General features: G+C 45.6%; 31 protein-coding genes, 1 tRNA gene and 3 riboswitches. Of the genes, 8 read left to right on the top strand and 24 right to left on the bottom strand.

What is annotated here, in order from left to right; genetic code table 11:
• Positions 1-78: 78 nt before the first annotated feature.
• From BLT53_RS00210 to BLT53_RS00195, 4 genes are all read right to left on the bottom strand, one after another.
• On the bottom strand, positions 79-522 hold the full coding sequence (locus BLT53_RS00210) for a YflT domain-containing protein (RefSeq protein ID WP_090231873.1): 444 nt from the start codon (positions 520-522) through the stop codon (positions 79-81).
• Positions 523-629: 107 nt separating this feature from the next.
• A complete protein-coding gene (locus BLT53_RS00205; RefSeq protein ID WP_090231872.1) occupies positions 630-1,829 on the bottom strand; it encodes an ATP-grasp domain-containing protein in 1,200 nt (399 codons plus the stop codon).
• A gap of 182 nt (positions 1,830-2,011) precedes the next feature.
• Complete coding sequence (gene cyoE / locus BLT53_RS00200; protein ID WP_090231869.1) at positions 2,012-2,911, bottom strand: heme o synthase; 900 nt, start codon at positions 2,909-2,911, stop codon at positions 2,012-2,014.
• 173 nt (positions 2,912-3,084) lie between these two features.
• A tRNA-Arg gene (locus BLT53_RS00195) sits at positions 3,085-3,160 on the bottom strand.
• A 187-nt stretch (positions 3,161-3,347) separates the two neighbouring features.
• Between BLT53_RS00195 and BLT53_RS00190 the strand changes: the two genes are divergently transcribed.
• Positions 3,348-4,817 (top strand): aminoacyl-histidine dipeptidase, encoded by a 1,470-nt coding sequence (locus BLT53_RS00190; RefSeq protein WP_090231868.1) that lies wholly within the window; start codon positions 3,348-3,350, stop codon positions 4,815-4,817.
• 268 nt (positions 4,818-5,085) lie between these two features.
• On the opposite strand, the gene BLT53_RS24855 is transcribed toward BLT53_RS00190, so the two are convergent.
• Positions 5,086-5,259, bottom strand: coding sequence for a hypothetical protein (locus tag BLT53_RS24855; RefSeq protein ID WP_170834176.1), 174 nt, complete (start codon positions 5,257-5,259; stop codon positions 5,086-5,088).
• 223 nt (positions 5,260-5,482) lie between these two features.
• On the opposite strand from BLT53_RS24855, the gene BLT53_RS00180 reads away from it, so the two are divergent.
• Positions 5,483-5,671 (top strand): hypothetical protein, encoded by a 189-nt coding sequence (locus BLT53_RS00180; RefSeq protein WP_090231866.1) that lies wholly within the window; start codon positions 5,483-5,485, stop codon positions 5,669-5,671.
• Here the strand turns inward: BLT53_RS00180 and BLT53_RS00175 are convergent.
• Entirely contained in the window at positions 5,668-5,835 is a 168-nt protein-coding gene (locus tag BLT53_RS00175; RefSeq protein ID WP_090231865.1) for an aspartyl-phosphate phosphatase Spo0E family protein, read from the bottom strand. The two genes, BLT53_RS00180 and BLT53_RS00175, sit on opposite strands and share 4 nt — an antisense overlap.
• Positions 5,836-6,173: 338 nt before the next feature.
• Entirely contained in the window at positions 6,174-6,719 is a 546-nt protein-coding gene (locus BLT53_RS00165; protein ID WP_090231861.1) for an NADPH-dependent FMN reductase, read from the bottom strand.
• 188 nt (positions 6,720-6,907) lie between these two features.
• On the opposite strand from BLT53_RS00165, the gene BLT53_RS00160 reads away from it, so the two are divergent.
• Positions 6,908-7,276 (top strand): hypothetical protein, encoded by a 369-nt coding sequence (locus tag BLT53_RS00160; RefSeq protein WP_425284640.1) that lies wholly within the window; start codon positions 6,908-6,910, stop codon positions 7,274-7,276.
• A 119-nt stretch (positions 7,277-7,395) separates the two neighbouring features.
• Here the strand turns inward: BLT53_RS00160 and BLT53_RS00155 are convergent, their stop codons facing one another.
• Both BLT53_RS00155 and BLT53_RS24595 read right to left on the bottom strand, forming a co-directional pair.
• Entirely contained in the window at positions 7,396-7,776 is a 381-nt protein-coding gene (locus tag BLT53_RS00155; protein WP_090231860.1) for a hypothetical protein, read from the bottom strand.
• A gap of 107 nt (positions 7,777-7,883) precedes the next feature.
• Positions 7,884-8,156: a hypothetical protein gene (locus BLT53_RS24595; protein WP_139168353.1), complete on the bottom strand. Its 273-nt coding sequence runs from the start codon at positions 8,154-8,156 to the stop codon at positions 7,884-7,886.
• A gap of 155 nt (positions 8,157-8,311) precedes the next feature.
• On the opposite strand from BLT53_RS24595, the gene BLT53_RS00145 reads away from it, so the two are divergent.
• Positions 8,312-9,103 (top strand): VCBS repeat-containing protein, encoded by a 792-nt coding sequence (locus BLT53_RS00145; protein WP_090231858.1) that lies wholly within the window; start codon positions 8,312-8,314, stop codon positions 9,101-9,103.
• A gap of 38 nt (positions 9,104-9,141) precedes the next feature.
• Here the strand turns inward: BLT53_RS00145 and BLT53_RS00140 are convergent, their stop codons facing one another.
• A complete protein-coding gene (locus BLT53_RS00140; RefSeq protein WP_090231857.1) occupies positions 9,142-9,876 on the bottom strand; it encodes an MBL fold metallo-hydrolase in 735 nt (244 codons plus the stop codon).
• A gap of 532 nt (positions 9,877-10,408) precedes the next feature.
• On the opposite strand from BLT53_RS00140, the gene BLT53_RS00135 reads away from it, so the two are divergent.
• Together BLT53_RS00135 and BLT53_RS00130 are read left to right on the top strand one after the other, a co-directional pair.
• Complete coding sequence (locus BLT53_RS00135; RefSeq protein ID WP_090231855.1) at positions 10,409-11,323, top strand: DMT family transporter; 915 nt, start codon at positions 10,409-10,411, stop codon at positions 11,321-11,323.
• Between the two features lie 98 nt (positions 11,324-11,421).
• Complete coding sequence (locus tag BLT53_RS00130; RefSeq protein WP_090231853.1) at positions 11,422-12,591, top strand: MFS transporter; 1,170 nt, start codon at positions 11,422-11,424, stop codon at positions 12,589-12,591.
• A gap of 40 nt (positions 12,592-12,631) precedes the next feature.
• On the opposite strand, the gene BLT53_RS00125 is transcribed toward BLT53_RS00130, so the two are convergent.
• Positions 12,632-15,022, bottom strand: coding sequence for a M14 family metallopeptidase (locus BLT53_RS00125; RefSeq protein WP_090231851.1), 2,391 nt, complete (start codon positions 15,020-15,022; stop codon positions 12,632-12,634).
• Positions 15,023-15,263: 241 nt separating this feature from the next.
• Between BLT53_RS00125 and BLT53_RS00120 the strand changes: the two genes are divergently transcribed.
• Together BLT53_RS00120 and yjcZ are read left to right on the top strand one after the other, a co-directional pair.
• Positions 15,264-15,746 (top strand): glutathione peroxidase, encoded by a 483-nt coding sequence (locus BLT53_RS00120; RefSeq protein WP_090231850.1) that lies wholly within the window; start codon positions 15,264-15,266, stop codon positions 15,744-15,746.
• Positions 15,747-15,953: 207 nt separating this feature from the next.
• Positions 15,954-16,142 (top strand): sporulation protein YjcZ, encoded by a 189-nt coding sequence (gene yjcZ, locus BLT53_RS00115; protein ID WP_244520451.1) that lies wholly within the window; start codon positions 15,954-15,956, stop codon positions 16,140-16,142.
• Positions 16,143-16,196: 54 nt separating this feature from the next.
• Here yjcZ and BLT53_RS00110 read toward each other — a convergent pair whose 3' ends face one another.
• From BLT53_RS00110 to thiS, 13 genes are all read right to left on the bottom strand, one after another.
• Positions 16,197-17,432: a homoserine dehydrogenase gene (locus tag BLT53_RS00110; protein WP_090231846.1), complete on the bottom strand. Its 1,236-nt coding sequence runs from the start codon at positions 17,430-17,432 to the stop codon at positions 16,197-16,199.
• Between the two features lie 97 nt (positions 17,433-17,529).
• A riboswitch (SAM riboswitch) is annotated at positions 17,530-17,637 on the bottom strand.
• Positions 17,638-17,732: 95 nt separating this feature from the next.
• Positions 17,733-17,842: riboswitch (SAM riboswitch) on the bottom strand.
• Positions 17,843-17,883: 41 nt separating this feature from the next.
• Positions 17,884-18,072, bottom strand: a complete 189-nt coding sequence (locus tag BLT53_RS00105; protein WP_090231844.1) for a hypothetical protein — start codon at positions 18,070-18,072, stop codon at positions 17,884-17,886.
• A 95-nt stretch (positions 18,073-18,167) separates the two neighbouring features.
• A complete protein-coding gene (locus tag BLT53_RS00100) occupies positions 18,168-18,419 on the bottom strand; it encodes an HPr family phosphocarrier protein (protein WP_090231843.1) in 252 nt (83 codons plus the stop codon).
• A gap of 159 nt (positions 18,420-18,578) precedes the next feature.
• Positions 18,579-19,043 carry a GNAT family N-acetyltransferase gene (locus tag BLT53_RS00095; protein WP_090231841.1) on the bottom strand — a complete coding sequence of 155 codons (465 nt, stop codon included), beginning with the start codon at positions 19,041-19,043 and terminating at the stop codon, positions 18,579-18,581.
• A gap of 81 nt (positions 19,044-19,124) precedes the next feature.
• Positions 19,125-19,265 (bottom strand): hypothetical protein, encoded by a 141-nt coding sequence (locus BLT53_RS24850; RefSeq protein ID WP_170834175.1) that lies wholly within the window; start codon positions 19,263-19,265, stop codon positions 19,125-19,127.
• A 57-nt stretch (positions 19,266-19,322) separates the two neighbouring features.
• Positions 19,323-20,333: an ABC transporter substrate-binding protein gene (locus tag BLT53_RS00090; RefSeq protein WP_090231839.1), complete on the bottom strand. Its 1,011-nt coding sequence runs from the start codon at positions 20,331-20,333 to the stop codon at positions 19,323-19,325.
• Positions 20,308-21,108, bottom strand: coding sequence for an ABC transporter permease (locus tag BLT53_RS00085; protein ID WP_090231838.1), 801 nt, complete (start codon positions 21,106-21,108; stop codon positions 20,308-20,310). Before BLT53_RS00085 ends, BLT53_RS00090 begins: the two co-directional genes overlap by 26 nt.
• Positions 21,083-21,832 carry an ABC transporter ATP-binding protein gene (locus BLT53_RS00080; protein ID WP_090231836.1) on the bottom strand — a complete coding sequence of 250 codons (750 nt, stop codon included), beginning with the start codon at positions 21,830-21,832 and terminating at the stop codon, positions 21,083-21,085. The genes BLT53_RS00085 and BLT53_RS00080 overlap by 26 nt, the downstream gene beginning before the upstream one ends.
• A gap of 24 nt (positions 21,833-21,856) precedes the next feature.
• Positions 21,857-22,543 (bottom strand): thiaminase II, encoded by a 687-nt coding sequence (tenA, locus tag BLT53_RS00075; protein ID WP_090231834.1) that lies wholly within the window; start codon positions 22,541-22,543, stop codon positions 21,857-21,859.
• Positions 22,536-23,825 (bottom strand): acetylornithine deacetylase, encoded by a 1,290-nt coding sequence (locus BLT53_RS00070; RefSeq protein ID WP_170834174.1) that lies wholly within the window; start codon positions 23,823-23,825, stop codon positions 22,536-22,538. Before BLT53_RS00070 ends, tenA begins: the two co-directional genes overlap by 8 nt.
• 351 nt (positions 23,826-24,176) lie before the next feature.
• Positions 24,177-24,282: riboswitch (TPP riboswitch) on the bottom strand.
• Between the two features lie 7 nt (positions 24,283-24,289).
• Positions 24,290-25,312, bottom strand: coding sequence for a thiazole biosynthesis adenylyltransferase ThiF (locus BLT53_RS00065; RefSeq protein WP_090231832.1), 1,023 nt, complete (start codon positions 25,310-25,312; stop codon positions 24,290-24,292).
• Positions 25,312-26,076 carry a thiazole synthase gene (locus tag BLT53_RS00060; protein ID WP_090236580.1) on the bottom strand — a complete coding sequence of 255 codons (765 nt, stop codon included), beginning with the start codon at positions 26,074-26,076 and terminating at the stop codon, positions 25,312-25,314. The genes BLT53_RS00065 and BLT53_RS00060 overlap by 1 nt, the downstream gene beginning before the upstream one ends.
• 5 nt (positions 26,077-26,081) lie before the next feature.
• Positions 26,082-26,282, bottom strand: a complete 201-nt coding sequence (gene thiS, locus BLT53_RS00055; RefSeq protein ID WP_090231830.1) for a sulfur carrier protein ThiS — start codon at positions 26,280-26,282, stop codon at positions 26,082-26,084.
• Between the last annotated feature and the right edge of the window lie 3 nt (positions 26,283-26,285).

Below are 26,285 nucleotides of genomic sequence, written 5' to 3'. Positions count from 1 at the left end.
TCATATACCAGGGATTTCTATTTGTCAAATGTTTTTCCGAGCTATCCGCTTGGAATTGATAGTATGTATTCCCCTATCCTAAAGCTTTACGGCATCCTTTTCCAGAAAAACCATCACACTTCCCTGCTCAACCTTCTGAACATAGCGTTCCGCCGTTCGTTCTGACAAATCAAGGGACATTAAGAGCTCTTTCAAGTCTTCCTCTGAATCCTCCGAAAACATGGAAGCAAACGGCCCGGCTGCGAGGAGCGGCCCAATACCTGGAACGCCAAGACCCGGAACAGCAATGGCTCCGCCAATACCCGAAAGAAACCCGGCAATCGTACCATAGGCTGCTTCGTTAACATCTTCATCCAAATGTTCTTCTGAAACATTGGTCTTGTCAGCCACCCGGTCCATTTTTCCATCATCTTTAGCCAGGATGGATATGTCTTTGGCATTGTATCCCTGGTCAACCAATGCTTGAATGCGTTCAATCGCTTCGCTTTCTGAATCATATACCCCGATTACCATTTTACTCATTGCTTATCCTCCTTTATCCGTATAGCTCTCTTACTAGTAATTACCCTAACCCCACTTCACTAAACAATCACAAAAAAACTCCTTACCGGAGTTTTTTTGTTACGGGTTCAGGAAAGACCAGCCCGTTGAAAAATATGTTCTTTTTGATCAGCCTCGTACCTGCTGTCCCCAAGGACCAGTCCCTGAATCAGTGTATCCGCATCCTCATAGGGACTTTCGCTTCCGTTATAAATGGAAAGCGGTACAAAATATCCGTCTTCAACCGCTTGTTTTACCGTGTCATATAACGGTTCAATTCCGCCTGCTGATTTCCAGGAGACATATTTGACAACCTTTTTCCCAAGCTGCTCCGTGATGCTGTCCTTCAAAAGCAGGGCCGCCGTGGAACCATTGACCCTGTAATTTAAATCAAATGCAATCTTTCTGCCATCCGGCGTAACAGCAATATCAAAACCGGCAATTCCCCTGTAGCCTCTTTTACAGCCCTCTTCCATAATTCGCCTGCCGACTTTTATGACTTCACTATCGGGTTCCGAATCTTCGTCCACCCAGTTTCCTTTATATTTTGCGTTATCATCGATATTTTGAACGGTACTGCCAAGATAAATCAGTTTCTCATCAAATGTACAGGCAAACTGAACGCAATAATTGTGTTCAATCTCCAAAAACTCTTCGATTACGATGCCTTCACAGGTTTCAAAAAACTTCTCGGCCTTTTGGATATCTTCATCAGTTCTGCAGATAAATACATCAAAGCCTGCCGCATTGGCTTCATTGGTCGCTGCTTTAACAACACATGGAAACGGAAAAGCTTCGAGATGTTCATGAAGCTTTGCTGCAGTGGTGCTCACCCGCTTTGGAGCATGCCCTTCTGGCACCAGCTCTTCAAGATTTGCTTTATTGTTCAAAAACTGAACCAGCTTCGGATCAATCCAGTAGTTTACAGCTGACATTTCTTCCTCCGGATGAATGTGCTGTACCACCATCTGTTTCCGTTCGTTTTCTAGCCTTTTGAACAAGTTGCGGTAATCTTCTTCAGTGGAGTAATAATGCATGGGAAACCGAAGCTGAAGTCCGGCCCTTTCATATAAATCAGTCGCCTGCCTGGTTGTTACGGACCGGCTGCAAATGACCGGCATATCTCCCATTACAGCAAACTGGCTTCCGGTTAACAAATCCAGCTTGACCGGACAATCCGGGATCCATTTATTATGGGCAAACGATGGCCTGGGATTAAAAATCAGATCAGGCCCGTAAATTTCTGAAAAGGTGTAACGCGGAACGATGATAGGTTTACTTTTCTGCATGCATTTGCACCTCCTGATCATGCCTCAATTACATGTTAAATACCTTTTTTATCATACCCTTAAACGCCATAAAGTTTACAATTTAGCGACTAAGCAGAATCAGTTTACTGTACTTTAAAACACAAAAAACCCCTGCTCGGTGTTTTTGCCGAAACAGGGGTTTCCTTCTTTATTTGGTTACATTATCCGAAAAGTGGAGCAAACATCATGGTCACAAACATTAACGTCAAATACATAATGGAAAACTTGAACATTTTCCCGGACCAGACCAGTTCGCTTTCCTTTTCTTTAAATTTAAAGGATTGAATGGCACGGAACAGGAAGACTGCTCCCAGAATACCTGCCACTATCAAATACCAGATGCCCAGAACATTAAAGAAATACAGAAGCAACGAAGCTGCAACGGCAAAGACGGTATAGATTAAAATATGAACCTTTGTTTGCTTAAAGCCTACCTTGTTTGGCAGCATGGGCACATTGACACTCTTATACTCTTCCGCACGCTTCATCGCCAGAGCAAAGAAATGAGGTGGCTGCCATGCAAACATGAAAACAAACAGAAGCAATGCAATCAAATCAAATTCTCCGGTTACAGCCGTATAGCCAATAATGGGAGGAGTGGCGCCTGAAATACAGCCAATTTCCGTGTTCACAACTGTTACCCGCTTGGACATGGTATATACAAAACCGTAAAACACAAATCCTATAAAACCAATCAGTGCAGCTATTGGATTCACCATCAGGCCAAGAATTAATTCACCGATCACAATCATTACAATGGAAAGTAAAATCGCATTCCGCTTTGGAATTCTTCCATTGGTAATCGGGCGGTTTTTTGTCCGTTCCATGTGCTTATCGATATCCGCATCGTAAACATTGTTAACAATGGCGGACGATCCGATAACAAAAACGGTCCCGAGAACTGTCCAAAAGAACAACTCCCATAAACTGAGGCTAGAAGACAAATTTCTCGCTCCGATACAAAAGCCGGCTATGGTTCCCAATAAGTTTGAAGTGATAATACCAGGCTTTGTAATTTGTATATAGTCTTTAAAAATGCTTGGAGCAGCATTTTCACCCATAAGATCACCATCTTTTCATATCTATCATTAGTATGACTCTATTTTAACAGAACTAATACATGTTTGTGATAAATGTCACATTAAGTTCTTACAGTGTTCAGAAAACGTTCAAATTATGCCGGTAAAAGCATAAAAAAAGACAGCACCGCGCTGCCAGTTATATTTTTATCTAGTGGCGGCCCCGGCAGGAATCGAACCTGCGACGCACGGTTTAGGAAACCGACGCTCTATCCACTGAGCTACGGAGCCAGTATGCTGTTCTTGGTGTACCTGCGCACTCGCAATCTTCTTTACCTGATAATTCTACAAGAGGAAATGAATAGAGTCAAGCAACTAAGATTCATTTGTTAATGTGCTGTGCCATTGATTATTTCGGCAGCTTTCTCTACTCTAGACATATGTGATTACAGAAAAATCAGGACAAAGGATGAAATGAATGGACATGACATTGGCAGAATTAAAAAAACACCCTGTATTTCATTATTTCGCAGAACTTTCTTCCATGCCCCGGGGCTCCGGCAATGAAAAAGGAGTCAGTGACTATTTGCTTCGTTTTGCGCAGAGCCGGAATCTTCCCGTGATTCAGGATAAAGCCCTCAACATTATCATAAAAAAAGAAGCAACGGAAGGATACGGGCATGTTCCGGCTATTATTATTCAAGGCCATATGGATATGGTCTGTGAAAAAAATAAAGGAACCCTCCATAACTTTGATACAGAACCGCTTAAATTGCAGATCAAAGGGGACATGCTTTACGCGAGTGGCACTACTCTTGGAGCGGACAACGGCATCGCTGTTGCCTATGCGCTCGCACTCCTAGATGCCAGTGATATTCCCCACCCCGCTCTCGAAGTGGTTATTACGACGGAAGAAGAGACAACAATGAAGGGAGCTCTGGAGGTAAACCCTGAGCATTTTTCCGGAGAGATCTTCATTAACCTGGATTCTGAAGAAGAGGGCAAGCTTCTGGTCAGCAGCGCAGGCGGCATCACCGCTGCTCAAGGTTTGCCCATTCAGTGGGATTCTCCACACGAGCAAACGAGCGTTTTCCAGGTTCAGATCGGCGGTCTTTTTGGCGGCCATTCCGGCATGTCTATACAAAAAGGCAGGGGAAATGCCAATAAACTTCTCGGACGGTTTTTGAAAGGTTTATCTGAAGAATTCAATTTCCACTTGTCTTCCATTTCCGGCGGATTAAAATCAAATGCGATTCCTCGTGAAGCAGAGGCTGTTATTCATGTGCCGGAAGCACATGCCTCCCGCCTCCCGGAGGTGGCAGCCGCCTGGGAGGAAACTTTCAAAAAAGAACTAAGAACATCCGATCCCAAAATCAGCGTAACAGCAGAGAAAGTTGACCACCTGCCGGAAAGGGTTTACTCCGATGAAACCACCCGATCTGTCATCCATTCGCTCATGCTGATTCCAAACGGGGTACAATCCATGAGCCAGGAAATTGCAGGACTTACCGAAAGCTCCACCAATCTGGGTGTGGTTTCAAGCACTGCATCAACCATCACATTTGTGAGTGAAATCCGAAGCTCAGTAAAAAGCTTAAAAGAGCAGATCCTGAAGCAAAATGAGGTCATAGCCCAGGTGACAGGTTCCACTTTCACGACTCAGGCGGATTATCCCGAATGGCCGTATCGCAAGGATTCAAAGATTCAGAAGCTTTTTGAAGAAGTGTATCAAGCCCGTTACGGAAAACGCCCAGAAATTGTGGCAATCCACGCCGGGCTGGAATGCGGAATCTTTGCCGAAAAACTGCCGCATATTGACGCTATTTCCCTGGGCCCCGATATGTTTGATGTTCATACACCAGAAGAGCATCTGAGCATTCCTTCAACTATCCGAACTTGGGAATATCTTCTTTCTGCACTCAAAGAAATGAACGCTTATTACAATTGATCAACATAGCAAAGAGCCGGCCGGTGTCCTTACCGGCGGCTCTTTACTATCCATTTCTTTAAAAATCATTATTGTCAGGGTCTGAACCGATTCGGCGGTCTTCATTCCACACATTGATGTTGTCTAGTTCTTCCTGTTTGAGTTCAAAACCAAAAAACTCGGAATTTTCCTGGATACGGTGTTAACCACCCCTGTTTTGAAGATCCCTCCGAAGAATACCGAAGAATAACCTGTGCCACACCCACCATGGTTTTCTGCGAAGCGTCTTTCAATAATTCCTCAAATGCGGCAATTGTCGTTTCATAACCTTGGTCGCATTCACCTTCGTCGTATTAAACAGCTCTTCCCTCGGAATGCCCGAATCTTTGATCGCCCGCCCTGCGCCTCCTTCATTACCGTAGACCGCTGTGCTCTTGTATCCTTGGCTCAGGGCGGATTTCACCGGTTGATAGACTTGCTTTCATACTGGTCAAAATAAAACAGCTACACTTGTCAGGAAACCTTTTTACAAAAATGCAAAAAACCATAAGTTATGGCCAAACCGGCTGCTACTGATGGAATCTGGAATTACGTTTTTCAAAACATTTACAATTTCATGCAGGGATGTTGCTTTTTTTATGGAATGTATATATGCAAATAGAAGTATGTTACGCGGAGGTGTTTTGATGAAAAATAATGTCATTAACTTCCCCAGGCAAGTAAACCCGGTTGCTTTTCTTGAAAGCGAGATGGACCTGGTCACCGAAATCAGGGGACTGCTCAGCGAATTCAGGAACGATCACCCGGTCCTAATCAAACGGGCTATCCTGACACGGGTTGATCTTTTAACCCAGAAGCTTGTCAGTCTGTCTTAACAGCAATTTCTTTGATATTCGTTCAACAGGCCATCCAACTCCTGGCTGCATTGAACCGTCTCATGATTCGTAAACCCTCTGAGAAAAGCCAGCCTGATCAGTTCTTCCTTCTTTGCTCCAATTGATTCCAACAGTCCTTTTAAGCGATATTCTGTAGTACTCACTCACAATGCTCTCCTTTTCTATCAATTCCAACATCATTATTCGATACACAGAGATATTATCTATAAAAACCAAGCATTTGAGAAGGGATTCAACAAAAGAAGTGATAAACTTACAAAACTATACAAAGTTCCCTGCCAACTCTTTTTTATTCTCTGGTTTTTTGGGCCATACTGATAAAAAAGATAGGAGAATCTTTGTGAAATACGTCAAATACATTGTTTTGTCGCTTGGATTCCTTTTTCTCGGCGTCATCTGGTACTTTGAGCTTTCAAGCTGGTTTAAATAATCATAGAAAAAAGAGGCAGTTCCATAGGGAAGCTGCCTCTTTTTTTGTTTTTTAGTTTTTAGCATGGGATGATACCAATTTTGTCAGATCCACCAATTGATCGATTAGCGAATTCACACGAAGCGTGGCGAGTTCTTCTGTAAGCTCGCGTTCGTCATTAAAATGAATAGGATCTGCCACAAACTGATCAGCGATCACCAATGAGTAGAGTCCTCTCATTACTGTGCGCAAGTTATTCAGTGCGTTGATTCCGCCTTTTCCTCCACCGGCAGCCGCAGTAATCACCACCGGTTTGTTTTTAAATTGATTGCCTGTGAGGAAGTCAAGCGCATTCTTTAGCGCCCCGCTCATGCCGTTGTGGTATTCCGGTGTACAAATGAAGAAGCCCTGTGCTTCATCTGCTGCCTGGATCAACTTCTGCACCGCTTCGTTTTCCTGTTCCGCTGTATCGCCTGTATACAATGGAAGACGATCCTTGCCAGCGTCGAAAAACGTCACTTCCACCCCTTTTTCCTGCAAAACGTTTGCTGCATATTCAGCGATTCCTCTTGTTCTTGATTCTGCTGTCGGGCTGCCGTTCATAACTAAAATTTTCATTCAGCTTTCCCCTGCCTTTATGCTCAAATTATTGTACCCATTCCATTATACTTAAAATTTACATTAGGTTAAATATCCAGCATCATTCAATGGGTTTCTGTTGATAAACATCCGACCCGCACCGTTTAGTAGGCGTTGGCATACACTACAATGTCATGAAGGCCATTTACAGAAGAGGTGAACCGAACGTGATGCCATATCCATATCCACCTTACCCCGGTCCCATGCCCTTTCCCGCAGCGACTGGAGGAATGCCTGGCGCCATCCCTGGTGGTATGCCAGGGGCTGCGCCTGGCGCCGGTGCAGGATACCCGGGGATGCCGGGAGGAAGTTACTACACACCATACAACAATCCCTTAAAATTATCTACCATGACGTCGGTCGAATGGTTTGTTCAGCGGGGCTTGGCCGAGGCGCCAAAAACCTCCTATGAACATGCTTTGCGGGAGACAGCCGCCATGGCTTATTTGTACGGGATGGGCTATCCGCAGCAAACAGCCTACAAGCTTGTAGAATCCTGGGAACTGGGTGAAAAATTTTACCCGGGAGAAAGATGACGGACTGGAGAATACAGAGATGTATTCTCTTTCTTTTGTCACTTTTTCGGATTTCTTGTATGCAACTGAAAAACGGAAGCGAAGGTCTGGAGACCTTCGCTTCCGTTTTTCTAAGTATCTCATTGCAAAAATGAGGTGGCTTTATAATTGACAGCAATTCCATTGCCGCCTGCTTTTCCAGAATCTACTACTTTAAGATAGTAATTACCGGAATCTTCAAGATTAAAAACCTTTTGGTAGCCTACTCCTTTACTGCTTACCCAAGCCGTCTGTCCAACTTTTTCATTCCTAAAGAATAAGTGCTTTTTCCAAAGCTCCAGCTTGATTTTTCCGCTGCCTGAAGTCTTTTTAATAGAAATGGTAGCATAGGAACCATCAAATGTCGCAGAAGATGATGTTTTATCTCCGCCCGATGATTTCAAGCTGATGGATTCGGCTGCATACGCCGTACAAGTGACAAACAAAAGGATTGCGGTTAAGATGAAAATTTTTGTTTTCATGTAAATCACCTCATCCGTATGTTATTTCAACATAATATAACATACGGATGAGGTGAACTTAGCTGATGTCATGATGCTGTAATAAAACGTAATGGTTTTGTACTATTTCACTGCTTTTTTTCATTAAAATATTGGACTCCGTAGGCAGAACCTTCGGAAACCATTTTTGAATCTTCATAGTCACTGGGATCCGGCTGGCCGCCTTTATCAATGGGCAACACTTTTGTTTTACAAGAATAGTCAGGCCTTATTTTTCTTTTGATGGTATTGAATGCTAATTTCGTGCGTATTCTGTTCGGCTTGGATGATAACCAAACCGCTGCTGCAGAGGTGCTCAGCCCAACTAGAATCCATGGTTTCATACTGGCTGTTTGTTTCATTGTTATTACCTCCTTACGCTTCTATACCCAGATTAATCTTCGGTTAATCCGTAAAAGATCATTTCATTTTTTTTACATTAAACAACATATCCCGGTATGATATGCCAATGTTTTCCGCATATTAAAGCCAAGAAGGCAAAAAGGAGGCAACACACGTGAAGTCTATCTTTTTTAATCTGCTTCTTTTCCTCATCCTGCTGATTACTGCTGGTTCACCCATACATGCCACCCCGCTCGACCCACAGACAGAAAACATTGATAGCAAAAGTGGTTCATCCATTTTCGTGATCGATCAGCGGAAAATGGATGTAACGGGAGACAAACGGCCCGATATTGTCACATTAATGGGTGAGAAGGAAAAGCAGGAAAATATATATTCGGAAAATCTTTTCCTGATTTTTCAGGACGGGGCTACCCGCCGTTTTACCACGTTGAATTTAAATGATGGTGGATATCACCCAAACATTCAATTCTTTGATTTTAATGGCGACCGTATTCCGGAAACCTATATTTCAGCGGAAACCGGAGGACGGGGCGGCACCTCTGTTTTCCATTTGGTTTCATCAAAGAACAACCATGTTGTTGAAATCCCGGTTCCTTCTTCTCTCGGGATCAGCGGACGATTTACGGACGGTTATCACGCCACAATTCTGGTTAAAAACACCGGTAAAATTACATCCATCAACCTGGCTGAACGAAAACAAAAATATGAAACATCCGAGGTGTATAAAAACGGGACACTCATTAAACCCATCAAAATCTCTGCAAATAAATTCAGCATGCTGACCCCTTTGGATGTGAACGGAGACGGTGTGTTTGAACTGCGGGGCGTCCAGCGCATATCTGGAATTGCCAATGGCGATTCTGTAGCCTTTGCCGACTCGATCTGGAAATATAAATTTATGCGCTGGGAACTTGTCAGCAGCAGTGTCCACAAAGCGAACTAAAAAAAGCAGTCCAGGGCCATAGCCATGGACTGCTTTTTTTATGCTTGAGAGGTTTGATGGATCAATTTTTGCAGCTGTTCCCCAGCGTTTTCGCTGCAGAGCCCCCCATGATAACAAACAATCTGTTCTACATGATAAATGGCATAGTGCTGGATGGATTTCTCGGCCTCTTCCAAATCCAGCGCCGTTTCCTTGTGGGGTCCGTACAAGACACCATTAATGCTGTACATTGAATCTCCAGCAACCAACACGTTACTTTTTCTCAGGTAGAGGCCGATATGGCCAGGTGTATGCCCCGGGGTTAAAATAACAGATATGCCGCCTGCCAATTCAAGTTCCTCTCCGCCTTTTAACGGAATATGCACCTTGGAAGCCGGTGCCGGTGTTTCATAGAATGCTTTGGCCATCTCGGGAAGAGCCTCAAATTCTGCATCAGTGAGCCGGCTGCGGTCGGTTTTTATTAAAGGCTTATCACCTTCAATAAACGGCCGGTCGTTTTCATGTGCATATACAGTAAGAGATTCTCCAAGGGCATCCTGCAGTTCTGGCAGGCTGCCGATATGGTCAATGTCCTGATGCGTTAGAATAACATGCGTAAGATTTTGGAAGGGAACACCAGCCGTCTCCATTTCTTTCCGAAGGTTTTGCAGCTGGCCTGGCACACCTGTGTCGATCAAAACGGCAGATTTCTCGTCCCAGACAAGGACCGGATGAATCAGCATTCCGTTCACATTCACATCAAGCATGGCTGCACCATTTGCGAGTTTTCTCATCAATTTTTACCTCCTGGCTTTTCCTTTTTATGTCATGCTTGAAGTACATAATTCTCTTTCGGATGCTTTATTCCTTGAACCCGCTTGAACCTTTTTGCAAAGGGTACTGCTAAGACATGACTGACAGCTGAAAGGAGACTATACTATGAAATCAGATTTGATACGCTCATTTTCCAATGCTTCAGGACTGGCTCTCGTTCTCGCTGTTAATTACCTGGCCAATGCTCTTCCCTGAATGGAAAAACGACAGACCAGTTCACGGATCAGTACAATGTTCTCTGTACGACGGCTTTCTGCCCTGATGGTGGCAGGCGTACTTGCCATTCATGCGCTTTGCCGCCTTTTCAGCGGAAACTTTTCCTGTAAACAACGCACATAATAAATAGCTCCTGTAAACGCCAGAAGCCCGGTTCCATATTTGGAACTGGCTTTTATTTGGAATGGATGCAATATCTTTTCAGAATCTTGGTGCTTTTTGTCAGAAATCTTGTATACTTCTTATAGATAAATCGAGTATATGCTGGAGGCCTCCATGGAAAAAACAAAATGTCCCATTCCGGTTTTTATTCCGCTGATTGTCGGCATTGTTGCCGTATCGTTTTCTTCTATTTTTGTGAAACTCTCTGATGCTCCTGTTTCTGTTCAGGGCATGTACCGTCTGCTGTTTACGATTCTTTTCATGCTTCCATTTACAAAAAATCAATGGAAGAAAGCTAAACTGATTCAACCCAAACAGTGGCTGCTTCTTTTTTTATCCGGAACTTTTCTTGCCCTTCATTTCCTTTTATGGATGGGCTCACTCAAGCTGACTACGGTGGCAAGTTCTACCATTATTCTGGCATTGCAGCCGGTGTTTGTTTTAATCGGAGCTTTTTTCTTGTTTAAAGAACGAACATCCTCTGCCTCTCTTATGGGAATGGCGGTTGCAATTTGCGGTGCCGCTCTTATCGGATGGGGGGATATCGGAATTTCTGCTGAAAACTTGCTGGGGGATTTACTTTCCCTATTCGGCACGCTTGCCGTAGCTGTACATATGCTTATCGGACAGCACTTATTGCGTCATATCCCTTCTTTTTTCTACAGCCTTGTCGTGTTTATTTCAGCTGTCCTTGTGTTTGCGATGTATAATGGGGCTGCCGGCATTCCCATGACTGGATATGGAGGCCACGACTGGCTCATCTTCTTTTTGTTGGCCATTATCCCTACTGTATTCGGGCATGTGCTGTTCAACTGGCTGATGAATTATGTAAGTGCAACCACCATCTCCGTCAATATCCTTGGCGAACCGGTGGGCGCAAGCATCCTGGCTTATTTCATGCTGAATGAAAGTATCTCCCTCTTTCAGGGAGCCGGCGGTTTTCTGGTTTGCACCGGCTTGTACATTTTCTTAAAAACAAGCAGGGTTCCCGATCACATAAAAGAAGCTTCCGTTCCTCAAAATGTATAGGCTGTTAGTTGATTAAAAGAAACAAAAGAGGTACGTTAATAGAGTTAATAAAAGAACAGAGAAAAAGATGAACGATCTCATCAGGGGGGATTCTGAGATTGGAAAATAAAAAAGCGTTGCCAATCTTATTTTTAGTGATGTTTTTAGTAATGGTTGGATTCGGAATCATTATTCCTGTCCTTCCTTTTTTTGCGGAAAAGGTCGGCGCAAGTCCTGCACAGCTCGGCTTTCTGATGGCTGTATATTCTTTGATGCAGCTGCTTTTCGCCCCGGTTTGGGGCCGGATTTCTGACCGGATTGGACGAAAGCCGGTTATGCTGATCGGGATCGCCGGGCTGGCTCTTTCTTTCTTTTTAATGGCTGTTTCCAGCCAGCTTTGGATGCTGTTTGCGGCCCGCATTGCCGGGGGACTGCTGTCTTCTGCAAATATGCCGACAACGATGGCCTACGTGGCGGATATTACAACCCCTGAAAACCGGGGGAAAGGCATGGGCATTGTCGGAGCTGCCGTTGGCCTTGGGTTCATTTTTGGACCGGCTATTGGCGGTATTTTTTCCGAGTCCAGTCTGAACACTCCCTTTTATCTTGCCGGAGCGTCTTCGCTCATTACGTTCTTTCTGGTTCTTTTTGTATTAAAGGAATCACTGCCAAAAGACATGAGAACGACCGGAAATGGAAAAAGCGCATCCAGGTGGGAAGCGTTCAAGGGTGCGGTTTCAATCCTTTTCGTTCTGCAGCTGTTTATTTCACTTTCTTTATCAGGACTCGAAGCTACCTTTGCTTATTTTGCCGCAAAAAAAGCGGGACTTGATACGAATCACCTTGGATACATCTTCATGATCATGGGGTTTGCAGGTGCTCTTGTGCAAGGGGGACTTGTCGGCCGTTTAACGAAAAAGTATGGAGAAGGAAAGGTCATTCAGGGGGGAATTGTTCTCTCCGCAGTCGGATTTGGCTTGATTCTTCTTGTCCATAACTTCACGACGGCTGCTATCTTCCTGTCCATTTTCGGAATTGGAAATGGCGTCATTCGTCCAAGTGTGTCCGCCCTTCTGACAAAAACCTCCTCCTCGGGTCATGGCAGTGTTACCGGCCTGCTGTCTTCCTTCGATTCACTCGGTCGGATTATCGGTCCCCCTCTTGGGGGCTGGCTGTTTGCCAAAGCTGCAGGGCTGCCTTATATTTCAGGTATCGTGTTATCAATCATTGCCCTTGTGCTTTACCAGTTCTATCGGGCACGGGCTGAACGTTTTTCAGAAGCAGGTTAAAAAAGGCAGTGCACTTATCGTGCTACTGCCTTTTCCCTTGCTATTTGACTTTCACGGTTTGGGAGCGGTAGTTATCTTTTTTTCCCTCGGGTTTATAGTGATTTTCGATATTGCCGCTCGCATCTATGGCAAACCATTTGACCGTAGCAGTTTGCTCAAGAACCGGTTTTTCCGCTCCTTCACGAATACCGCTGATTTTTATTTTCTTGGATGAAAAAGTGGGCCGCTTGTTATTGGTTGTATAGTAAATCGTTGCAGGTTCAGATGTCGAAAATTCAAGCGTTGCATTATCCATACTGCGCTTCACGTGGAGCGTGGAAGTTGGCGCTTTCTTGTCATGCTCGTAATCGTAGGCAACATCCATCATTCCGATCAGGCCGTTGGAAAATTCCATGGCCTCTTCATGTCCTTCCTCAAAAGGCGGCTGAAATCCAACCGGCTCCCATTTGTTCTCCCGGGCGTTCCATAAATCGGCCCCCACCTCAAAATCCCATGCATAAATGCCATAGTTATACCACAAGGCATCTGCCGAGTTTCCGGCTGCGGAATACAGCACATCCGGTACAGGCCCCGTGCGTCCTGGCAGAATGGTTGTTCCGCGGTACTCTTTAATTTGCTGCAGAATTCGCTCCGACGCACTCCAGAAAAAGGCTTCCTGTCCGGCAGTCGGACGCGGCAATGTTTCCCTTCCAAGTGCTTTGTATGCTCCCGGAGGCCACATGAAATAGCCGCCGTAGCTGTGGACATTCATAGCAAACTTTACATTCGGATTTTCATCGGCCAGCCAGATCAAGTTTTTGGCTTCGGGTTCTGACAGTTCGGCAGGACCTCCATAAACCGAACTTTGACAATCCGTGGAAGAGCCCAGATACCCATCATACACCGAACCGGTTCCGTGATTGCGGTTCAGGTCGACACCCCATGTATTGCGGAGAGCCGGATCCGATTTCTCGGGACCGCAATGATTGGTCATGTTCTTTCTTTGCCAGTTATAATCATAAAAAGAATAGGTGGCTCCATCCGGGTTGACAGAAGGAACGATAAAAATATCAAGGTTATTCACAAGCTTGCGCGTCGCTTTGTCTGTACTGTAGTTTCTGAGCAATCGCTCTGCCGTTTCCACGGATACGAGCGGTGTCACCCACTCACGGGCGTGTTCCTGCGAATAAAGGAGAACTCCTGCTTTCGAGCCATCCCGATGTTTTCCGATTCGAATCGCTTTCATTGTATGCGGTTCGCGCGAAATCGACTCCGGCGCTTTTAAGCCATCCGTGAGCTTCAGTTTTTCCGTTGGTGTAACATATCCTTCCCCGCTGTTGCCTCTAAAAGAGGTGGCGGTAACCAGATTTCCTGACTCTGCATTAATTTTTTGGATGACGTCTTTTGCTTTACTCGAACTTTGTCCGGAGGCATCAGTCGCCAGCTTCACAACAATGGTGTTTTCCTTTGTATCAATGGTAAGCGGAAGATTGGTGCCCTCCTGTTTTACGGCCTGAAGGGTGATGCTGTTTCCACCTTCATGGCCCCATTTTTTCGAGGTAAGAACAACAGCCGAAGCTGGATTTGCCTGTTCTCCAATCATCGTCTGTGCCTTTCGGCGATAACCATTGGTCTCATATGGCAGCTCTACAATTTCCGCAATACTGGAAAAATGCTTTGCCAGCTTGGTAATCCGCTGATCGAGCTCGGTTGGGGTCATATAATGGTCTGTAAAATCCGATACATAATGTTTACCTGGAGTTGGTTTTTTGCCACCGATCCAGTCAGTCACTTTTGCTTCCATGGTGCCGCCAAGACTGCTCGTAATGTTAACGGTTGAAGGACGGGTGTCCACTGGCAGCAGCATCGAATGATACATATAGACATCCGCGTCCTCATTTCGTTCAAGGGCTGCTGTTCCACCTGATCCAGGTGCTGTATTTTTTCCATTGTCCCATGTTGCAGTGAGTACGGTTGAGTTGAGAGCGCCTGCATCCGACTTCGCCTCAACATACAGGAATTTGCCGCCCTGGCTTGTAAAATAGTTGGCTCGTAAAATGGTAACCTTGTCCTTGGCTGCTGCCAGGTCTTTTTCCTGCTGTACCGTAAATTGGCGCTCCTGCCTCAAGGTTTCAATTTCATGCTGGGTGGAAATGACATCCGTCTTGTACCCTCTTAATTGCAAAATTTCCATCTCTTCTTTGGTCAGAATAGCATCAGCTTCCATTCCCTGGCCAGCATGCTGGTCAAGATTTTCCGTAAGATCGATCCCATAGCTTAGTAGTTTGTCCAGGTCTGCACGGTTCTTCAGATGGATTTTCACGAGCATGGCTTCATTCTTTGCCGTTGCGGAAGGGCTGGCCGCATGGCCGGAATCTAGCGGCAAAGGCAGAAAAATGGCAGCAGCCATCGACACGGCCATGAGCTTTTTCTTTGTCTTTCGACTTTTCAATTAGATCGCCTCCAATAATCGACTGTTATGCAAAATATGTAAGTTAGTTACAGTATAAGATGAATTGAGTGAATATTTTGTCTTTTATTGTTTGTTGACCATAAAATGATTCCATGTAACTAATAGCGTCCCTGGACCCATGCTAATAGTCCCTGAAAAGGAAAGCGTTTTATTTTCTTTTCAGCAATAAAATCACTACACTATTACTATGAATGTTAATCCGTACACATGGGAGGATGCTATGTCAGTTTACGAATATCAGGCCAAGACAATCATGGGTGAAGAAAAATCACTTCAGGAGTATGAAGGTAAGGTATTGGTTATTGTCAATACCGCCAGTAAGTGCGGATTTACTCCGCAATATAAGGAACTTCAGGCGCTTTATGATGAATTCAAAGATCAGGGTGTTGAGATACTGGGGTTCCCATGCAACCAGTTTGCCGGCCAGGAACCTGGAAATGAGGAGGAAATCCAGGAATTTTGCCAGCTGAATTACGGAGTAGCCTTCCCGATGTTTGCCAAGGTGGATGTAAAAGGCGATCATGTCCACCCTCTCTTTACCTACTTAACCAATGAAGCACCTGGGATTTTAGGATCCAAGGCAATCAAATGGAACTTCACCAAATTCCTGGTGAACAAACAAGGAGCAGTCGTATCCCGCTATTCTCCTCAAACATCACCGAAGGATATGAAAAAAGATATAGAAGCACTGCTCGCACAGTAATCAGCACGCACGCTTATGGTCTCTCCTAAAGCGTGCGTTTTCCATTGATCGGTAATTAGGCTTGCCAACAAGGCAAACGTCCAGACCGAGTGAAGCCTCCTACATATACTGTATCGAGAATGTTGGAATTGGATATTAAAGGAGGAATTTTAAATGTATGCAAACACACCGATTAATGCACCATTGAACGCTCCGTTAAACGTACCTGTGTCAACGGCTTCTTATGGGTATGGTTATTCCGGCGGATGCGGCGGTTACGGAGGTTATGGTTACGGCTATGGCGGTGGAAGAGGATTTGCGATTATCATCGTATTGTTCATCCTCTTGATCATCATCGGCTGTGCATGCTGGTCCGGTCACGGCCACGGCGGATGCGAAAGCAGCAGCAGCTGCTAATCGTTCATGCAGCAACAAAAAGATCCAGGCGGTTGTCCGCCTGGACCTTTTTGTTTATAATAGAACTTCCTCGGCAGCCTCGCTTGCAGACGAAAGCCTCACAGGATAAATGCTCGTGAACGGCAAAGGGCTTACAGGCAAGTCTCCAGCATAAAGGAGCGCAATGACGGAGGCATCCGGCAGGGAAACCGTATCGAGTACTGCTCCCTGAAGTTGAAGGACAGAAATCGTTTCTCCCGAAATGTGCTCTTTTTCACCAATCAGAAGATAGGTCGTTCCCTCTTTGGCCTGTTTTCTTTGAACCACTTCCGAGACTGCCGGTTTATCCTGATAAACACTGCCCGTCTCATACAGGGATAAAAAATCTTCGACGATGGCACTTGCTGTTGCTTCAGCCCCCGCACCGGGTCCCTGTAAGGTTAAACAGCCTAGAAGATCCGTCTGAATGCGGACGGCATTGTCTACTCCTTCCACTCCATAAAGCGGGTGTTCACTGTCTACCAACACCGGTTTCACCTTAAGCTCAAGACTGTCATCCAGGAGCACCAAATGTTTCAGGCGAAGTCCAAGCTGTTCCGCAAGCTGTATTTCCTCAAGACGCACATTTCCAATCCCCTTTACCTCAGCTTCCTCCCATAACGGCTGTACACCATAAATCCATTTGCTCAGCACCATGGCTTTATAAAAAGCATCCAGCCCTTCAATATCATTCGTCGGGTCAGGTTCTGCATACCCCTTTTGCTGGGCGAGCTCCAGAGCTTCAGGAAACGTGCATCCTGTCGTTCTCATGTGCGAGAGTATAAAATTGGACGTTCCATTCAATATTCCCTCCACATGCTGTACTTTATTTATTCGCAATAGCTCTCTCAGTGTCCTTAACACTGGAATGCCGCCGCCTACACTTGCTTCATAAACAAAGCGTACCCCTTTTTCTTTCGCAAGGCGTATAAGCTCTTCCCCATGACGGGCAATCAAGTCTTTGTTTGCTGAAATTACATGGCACCCTGCTTCGAGTGACCGGGTAATATACGTTCGTGCCGGTTCAATTCCTCCGATGGCTTCAATGACCACATTCGGCGCTTCTTTACCCAGAATTTTTTCAAACTCGGAGTATAATGGCGCTTTTTGAAAATCGGACCTTGGTTTTGCCGGATTTTTGATCAATATTCCTGACAGACGGATCCTTTTTCCCAGTAACTGTTCAATCTCAGGTTTTCTTTTTAGCAGTGAGGAATATACTCCGGTTCCCACAGTTCCCAGTCCCAGCAATGCAATTTTAATTTCACTCAATGATATCTCTCCCTTTGTTTGATTGGATCGGCTTACCACTCGAGAATAGCTCCGAAATGAAAAAAGCCCCCTTCCTAAGAAGAGGGCGCCCGGCCTCCTCTTATCATCCAGGATTTCTCCTGCAGGTAGTAGCACCTTTTCAGACAAACTGCCTGAAGGTTGCCGGGCTTCATCGGGCCTTTCCCTCCGCCGCTCTGGATAAGAGTACATATGAGATTGAAACATGTTATGTAGCAAATGACTTTATTAGTACTAAAAAACTCCCCTATCAATGATAAGAGAGTTACATTCCGGTTTCATCTCTTATCTCTCAAAGTTTTACCTTTGAAGGACTTGGCACCTTTTCAGACAATCTGCCTGAAGGTTGCCGGGTTTCATCGGGCCTTTCCCTCCACCACTCTGGATAAGCTTTTTTAAATTAGTCTTACTTTATCATGGAGGAAGAAGAGCGTCAACCGCTCCTGGACCTATTTTTCCGTTCAAGATAAAACATGATCAGCATTGAAGGCACCAGAGCCCTGATAAATGATTTGGTGATGACCGTTCCGCTGAAACTTTCACTCGCAGCGATATGAAAAGCAAAATCTGTAAATGTGATAGCCAAAGCCATTAAAAGGACACCAGGAATTACATTTTTCATAACAAATCCTCCTGTCGAGCGAAATTGAGTTACCACCAGTTTACAGAAGCCGGGTAGTAAAATCCACTGTTCCAGGAACTTTCAGGTACATAAGGCTACACTAATTTCCCCGCACAAATCTGCCGTATTCCTTCTAGGGAATCCTGCTGATCCTGGCCTTGCGCCGTTATACAGCACAAACCCGCCATACCTGAAAGTTTACTCATGCTGAGCATGCTTTTGGCATTCATCTGGCAGTTATCAAATTCAAAATAGATTTGACACTCTTCAAATTCGTTCGCTTTGTGAACAAGCTTCGATATTGTCCTGGAATTCATTTTTTCCTGCAAAAAGCAGTATGTCTTCATACCTTCCACTCCTATTCCTTTTCCCTGCCATTTTAACCTGCAATGATTAAGCACATATTAAGGCAGTTTAACTTTTTTGCACACCAATGAAGATATGCACGCCTGACCATCAATATGTGGGTAATCTGCAGTTTAGGAGAAAAGGAGGAGCATCAGAAGCTAAAGTTGTTTTTCGAAAATATGTATCTTTCTTCCCTGGCTTTCTTTGATATTGATTTCACTGAAACCCATTCTGCTCCAAAAGCTGAATGCGGGAGAATTGCCGTTTAAGATTCCGAGCCGTAATGCGGCAAGTTTCATCTTTCTGAGCTCTTGCTCGCATGCCGTATACACCTTTCTTGCTATCCCTTGTTTCTGATAGCCTTTTGCAACCATCAGGAAACCGATCCAGGGCTTGCCATCCTTCGGGTTATTTAAAAGGTATTCAACAATGGCTGCATTTTTGCCGTTTTCTTTAACTACATAACGAAACCTGGGTGGCTTTATATCTTGAAGTTCCTCCAAAATATCTTTAGGCTCCACTTTGCCTTTTCCGTAAAACAGCTCATTATAGAACGGATTGGAGTTCATAATCTCCAGTTCATCCATCACTTTCTCCAGCCCGCTCTGCTCCCATATCAGCATTCCTGCACCTCCTTGCTCTGCTTTCTAGCATACACCAAAGCCCAAAAAAACACGCTCCTGAGAACAGGGCGTGTTTCTTCATTATTGATTATCCTTATTGTTCTTAATCTCGGCGATATCACCCTGGTTGGCGATTGGATCTGCAAACGTTCCCTTTGGAATATCCGCCTTTCCTTTTCGCTGCTCCGCGTTTTGCTTGCGGATTTTTTCATTTTTGGCCATATCGGACACCTCCTTGCATGGTACTTAACATAACCAAACAAGGCAGAGTCTACTCTGTTATTTTTCCAGATTAATGTAGGCTTTTTGGGTATCTATTTTCTTTTTAATCATATCTGTATCATACAGCCAGTCCGAAACCTTATTCCACGACTTTTGATCCTGATACCCAAATGCTTTGCTGCCACTGTCCATCAAAGGCAGAAGAATTTGAAGGCTTTTCTTTTCTACCTTTTGATCGAGCGGAAACTCTTTGTTTTCATGCTGAAATAAAATATTCAACGCTTTCTCCGGATGCTCCTGCACATCCTCTTGCCCTTTGGACAGAGCTCGCCAAAATTTTTGGTAAAGCTTCCTGTTTTTCTTCAGTCCATCTTCACTCGAAACAAGTACCAGTTCATAATAATCAGGTACACCGTATTTCACTGGATCGATCGACCGAACAGGGTGCCCCTCTTTTTCCAGCAAAATTTGTTCATGGTTGATGTATCCTCCGGAGATGCCATCAACTTTTTTGGAAGCCATCGCGGGAATGATATCCCATCCGATATCCGTCATTTTTACGTTATCCGGGTTTCCCCCGTCATGCTTTACCATCGTTTTAACAATGGCTTCATTAATCGGAATGGACGGATAGCCTACATTCTTCCCTTCAAGATCTTTAGGTGTGTGAATGCTGCTTTTGTCTGAAACCATCAGATGATTCAGCGGATGCCTCACCATCGCGCCAAGTGAGACCACTGGTATGTTTTCCGCACGTGAAAGCACAACCTGCGGCTGGTAGGTCAATGCAAGGTCCGTACGCCCGGCTGCCACCAGCTTTAACGGGTCATTGGTTTCAGCCGGCATTTTTACATCCACCTCAATGCCTTCCTTTTTAAAATACCCCTTTTCGATCGCATCATAAATTCCGGCATGCACCGCGTTCGGGTACCAGTCGAGCATCAGACTCACTTTTTTCAATCCGTCTTTCCCTTTCCCTCCTTCTGAAGGGGAAGAGGAACATGCGCCAAGTGCGAGAAGCAGACACCCCGCAAGCAGCCATTTACTGTGTTTTATCCATCTTTTCATGTTGTACATCCTTTCTGATTTCTTTCCAACTGAACATTCGTTTTTCCGCAAGCGCTGCTGCCCCAAAGAAACACATGCCAAGCAGTGACAAAAGGAAGATGGCGGAAAAGACACCTTCCGCGTTCAGACTGCCGGACATTCGTCTGGAATAGTAGCCGAGTCCTTCGCTTGCCCCAAGCCATTCACCGATTGTTGCACCGACGACCGAAAATACCGCAGCAAGTTTGATGCCTGAAAAGAATGAGGGAAGTGACATGGGCAGCTGCACTTTTTTAAAGATGTGCCATCTCCGTGCTCCCATGGACCGCAAAAGATCTACATAATCCCGGTCATGGTGGTTCAGGCCGTCATATGTGCTCACCACAATGGGGAAGAATGCGATCAGAACGGTAACCGCCACTTTGCTCCAAATGCTGTAGCCAAACCAAAGCACAAAAATTGGTGACAGCGCAATGATCGGTATGGTCTGGGAGATCAATACCGCGGGATAAACCGTTCGTTGTACCGATTTGAAAAAAAACATGGCAACCGCAAGCGAAACACCCGCCACTGCCGCTATAACAAAGCCAAGGACCGTTTCCTTAAACGTCGCCCATGTATGCAAAAGCAATATGTCCTTATTCTCAAAAAGAGACAACAGGATGCCATACGGTGACGGCAGAATAAAAGACGGCAGCCTGCCGGAATCCACAAGCCATTCCCAAGCACCAAGCAGGAGGATGGCTGCCATTAAAAATAAATAATAATCCTTAAGAAATGCTTTGATACGATTCATGTCTAATACTGCTCTCCAATGTGTTAATCAGCTCCGTTATTTCAGGGGTCAAAAATGTCTCTCTTGGTCTTGGGAGCGGAACCGTTATTTCTTCCGTCTCACCAGATGGGTGCAGTACAATAATCCTGTCGCTTAAAAAAACCGATTCGTGGAGATCATGTGTGACCAGGACGATGGTTTTGTCCAGCTCCCTCCAAAGCGCGGCCATCCATTGATGCATATCTTTTTTGGTCATCGCATCAAGAGCGCCAAATGGTTCGTCCAGAAAAAGCACTTCTTTACCCGTCAGCAGTGTGCGCAAAAAAGCGATTCGCTGACGCATTCCGCCGGATAGCTCATGAGGATAGGCTTTCTCATATGCCGACAGTCCCACCCGTTCCAGGAGAGCTTCCGCCTCTTTTCTCTTTTCTTTTTTCTTCTTTTGGACCTCCGGTGACAGAAGCAGGTTATCCATGACCGTACGCCAGGGAAGGAGAAGGTCCTTTTGAGGCATATAGCCTGCTGCACCCGGGACAGACGGCTCATTTTGAATCGTGATTTCCCCTTCATCCGGCTTCTCAAGACCGCACGCGAGTTTAAGCAGTGTACTTTTTCCTGTACCGCTTTTGCCAATAATGGAGACAAATTCACCTGCTGCAGCTGAGAGATTTATGTTCTTTAAGATGGGCATGTACTGCCCGCCTTGTCTAATGCTGTAAGAAACATTATTCATCATGAATGCCATTCATCCGCTCTCCTTTTCGCAGGACTATACAGGCCATTCGTGCCCGTAGTAGACCATGTCCCAAAACATGAACTCAAATCGTGACGTGGTCAGAAAATGGTTTTGCAAACCCTCTAACTCCCGAGTGGTTTTTTCCTCCGCCAATTCATCAAGCTTATCCTTCAGCCATTGTGAAAGACTGCCGAATTCTTCAGAGGCGTACATTTCAATCCAAGGGCCATAAGGATGGACGGACAGGTTCTCCACTTCCCTCTTCAGCATGGTTCCGATCTCGTGATAGCTCCACATGCATGGCAAAAGGCAAGAAATCAGTTCCGCCAGGCTGCCCTGCTGGGACGCTGTCAGCATATACCTTGTATACGCGAGATTAATAGGCGTCGCCCTTTCGGCCTCCAGTTCCTCCTCACCTATGCCGATTTCTTTGCAATAACTCCGGTGAAGATCCATCTCTGTGTGCAGTGTTTCATGCAGAAGGCTGGAGAACCATTTTATCGTTTCTGTATCCTCTGCTTTTACCGCGCCAAGTGCAAACAGCTTGGCGTAATCCTTCAGAAATACGTAATCCTGTTTCATGTAATACATAAAGCGCTCCATCGGCAGGGAGCCGTCCTTAATTCCCAGAACAAACGGATGGTGGTGGATATGCTCCCACACCGGCAATACCCGGTTATGGATCTGGCGGGTAAAGCGGTCCTGACTGATCTTAGTCATTTGTACTGCTCCTTTCTGTATTGCACCATTTTTCAATAAACCCGGCGAGAACCTTGGCATGATCAATCAACTGACCAAGTTCCACCCTTTCATTTAGCGAATGGGCCTCTTCCAGTTTTCCGGGTCCGTAGATAACTGTGGGTATCCCCGCCTGTCCCAGCCATCCGGCGTCTGTCACTGTGGGTGACATGGAGACGACAGCCTCCTGCTTGGACACCTGGTGATGCTGATTATTTAGCATGACGAGCCCCTGATGGTTTTCATCCGTATCAATAGCAGGAAAAATCTCTCCCCTGTCTTCAATCATCGATTTTCCGCCCCACTCAAACAAAGGAGGATTGTGTTTCAGCCATGGATCTCCTTGGGCAACAGCAAGCACATGCTGCTGAATTTCCTCTGCGACCTCTTGATAGGTCTCATTCGGATAAAAATGGACGGTAATCCAAAGTCTGCACTCATCCGCAATATAAGCTGCATTTCTTCCGCCCTCAATAACCGAAGGATTGATCGTTGTGCTGCCCGGCGGAAACCCGGGATAGACTTTGGTTACGGCCCAGTGCCGTTCAAGTTCCTGCAGCCCCTGTATGACTTTCATCATCTTTTCAATGGCACTTGCACCAACAATGCCTCCGCCGGCATGAATCATTCGCGAACGGAGACCATCATGATGAGTGATTTTGCTTTTTATTGTGATCCAGCCTGTAATCACACCGCCCTGCCCATGGATTGCAAGATCGGAGGTATCCGCAACTATGGCAAAATCAGCATGCATGCCGCGATCGACGCACGATTTTGTTCCAGCCTCACCCGCTTCTTCTCCCGTTACGGATTGAAAATATAAATCGCCCTTCAATTCGACGCCTAATTCCCGTATCAGCTGCAGCGCAAAAAGAGAGGAGGCCATTCCTCCTTTCATATCGGCTGTGCCTCTTCCATACAAAAAATCTCCGTCTTTCCTTAAGTCAAACGGCGGATGCTCCCATTCAGCTTCATCTCCTGCCGCTACCACGTCGATATGCCCATTAAGGATAAGACTTTGATACTGTTCACTTTTTCTCCCGGTTTTGGTTCCAGCCACAATCGTGTCACCGGGAAACAACTCCCACTCCTCTGTCTCAAACCCCAGGTCCCGAAGGAGATGTTTGATATAGTCTTGGGCTTCCCCGGTATTTCTGGCCGGCGGGCTTTCTGTCCGAAAGGCCACAAGCGACCGAAGAATCTCCATCAAATCCTCTTTTCTTTCATCTGCCAATCTATTAATTCTCTCCTGAATACTGCTCATACTCACCCTCCTTTATCTATTCCAAATTTCTTTTCAAAGAGTTGCTTTAAAACGTGCTTGCATAATCCGTCATTGAACGGTTGATTGAAGTGCAAGATGCAAGATCCTCGAAAATCAACACCACATTTTTGTGCGATGTATTGCTGCCGAAGCGTTCCTTGTCCTGCAGGAAATGCGTGACAGGTGAGACCAATGTGGCGCATAGGCCGCAGGGCTCAGCGCCTGCCCTCGGAAAGCGAGCACCCTGGAACGGAAAGCAACTGCTTTTAGAAACAACAAAGCTTTTTACACACAAAAAAAACCGCCTTTCCCAGAAAAGGAAGGCGGCTGTATGATCGATTCGTCTTAAACCGTTTCGCAAGCCTGCTTCCCTACGCTGGCATCATCCAGATCAGGTTCCAAGGGTGTAGAACAAAGTGTTCAGTCTCAGCCGTTTACGGCTCCCCTAGCAGAGTGCTATTCAATTATCCTATCAAACTATAGTACAGATTTTTAGCTGCAGTTATATCTTTCGTGCCATGGATTAAAACTCGTCCGTCCTTGAAGAAAACAAGCCGGTGCTGTTCATCCGCCCGATAGGAGAGCAAATAAGGATTCTCTTCAATCCTGCCTCCCAATCGTGCCAGCACCCCGGAAAGCTCCTCCAGATCCCGTTCCCCATGTTCAGAGGGACGGATTTGCACGGTATCTCTTCCACAGAGCACTGCGGTTTTTGTCTGATTTTCAGGATTCAAATAAGGATACACTGGATGATTTCCGCAGGAAGGACAATCCTGTTTCTTAAGCTTCCTGACATCCATCGCCATGTAATGATTGTTCCAAAGGTCAAAGGATACCAGTTTGTTCCGGAGTGCTTTCTTGTTTTCGGTTAACAGCTTCAACGCTTCCGCTGTCTGATGGGCTACAACCATCTGTACTGCAGGTGCTATGATGCCTGCTGTATCACAAGTCGCTCCACCCATCGGCACCTTTTCCAGCAAACAGCTCAGACAAGGAGTCTCCTCAGGTAAAATTGTGTAGCTAAGGCCATAGCTTCCTACACAGGCACCATAGATCCATGGAATCTTGGTTTCCTGAGAAATATCATTAATCAAAAGCCTTGTATCAAAATTATCCGTGGCATCAATGATGAGATGGACATATTCTGTCAGCTCTCTCAGCTCCTCGGCACCTGCATCCATGACAAGCCCTTCAACCTGGATATCAGAGTTGAGCTGTTCCAGCCGCTCTCTTGCCGCCACTGCTTTAGGCATCCTGTATTTTGCATCTTCTTCGCTGAACAGCTGCTGCCGCTGCAGGTTGCTCCACTCCACATAATCCCGGTCGACGATAGTAATTTTACCAACGCCCGCACGGGCAAGAACTTCAGCATTTCCCGTTCCCAGTGCCCCAGCACCAATGATCAGCACATGCTTATTTGCCAGGAGCTCCTGGCCCTCTTCTCCGATCGGATCAAATAAGATCTGCCTGGAGTAGCGATCGTTCATTAAACACTCATTCCCTCCAGCGGGCTGCTTGCCGTGGCATACCGTTTCTTTGGAATTCGTCCCGCTTCATAACCAAGCCTGCCCGCTTCAATCGCAAGCTTCATCGCTTTTGCCATTTTCACAGGATTCTCAGCGCCCGAGACGGCTGTGTTCAGCAAAACACCATCCGCTCCGAGCTCCATCGCCAAAGCGGCATCCGCAGGGGATCCGATTCCAGCATCAACAATAACCGGGATGGTTGCCTGCTCGACAATCAGGCTGATATTTAAGGGGTTGATGATTCCAAGGCCCGAACCGATTGGTGAAGCTCCGGGCATGATGGCATGCACGCCAAGTTCCTCTAATTTCTTTGCAAGAAGTACATCATCAGAAGCATAAGGCAGAACCGTAAATCCTTCGTTCAACAAGATCTCCGACGCTCTCAGCGTTTCTACCGGATCAGGCAAAAGGGTCTTAAAGTCTCCTATAACTTCCACCTTAATCATATCACATAAACCTGATGCTTTTGCCAGCTTTGCAATCCTGACCGCTTCTTCGGCGGTTTTGGCACCCGCCGTATTGGGAAGCAGGGTATATTTCGACGCATCCAGCTTTTCCAAAAAGTTCGGCTGATCCGGGTCAAAAATATTCATTCTCCTGACTGCAAATGTCAGAATCTCTGTGCCCGATACATTAACCGCTTCTTTTTGAACATCAAAATCCGGGAATTTCCCTGTTCCCAAAAGAAGACGTGAAGAAAATTCATGGTTTCCAATTTTAAGCATAATGCTCATCCTCCTCCTACAAAATGGACAATCTCTACCTTATCTCCGTTGGCCAATACCGTTTCAGCATGCTGGCTTTTGTTTAAGATTTCTTCATTTAGCTCAACAATCGCTCCCTTGCCAGCCAGCTTTAACTCTTTGATCAAATCTTCGACTGTCTGAACCCGGGCGATTTCCATTGTGTTTCCGTTTACGATCAGCTTCATGTC

It is taken from the genome of Fictibacillus solisalsi (assembly GCF_900103485.1).
Classification (GTDB): domain Bacteria; phylum Bacillota; class Bacilli; order Bacillales; family Fictibacillaceae; genus Fictibacillus_C; species Fictibacillus_C solisalsi.
Note: the sequence above shows the minus strand (reverse complement) of the source record. Positions and strands in the feature narration are given on the sequence as shown.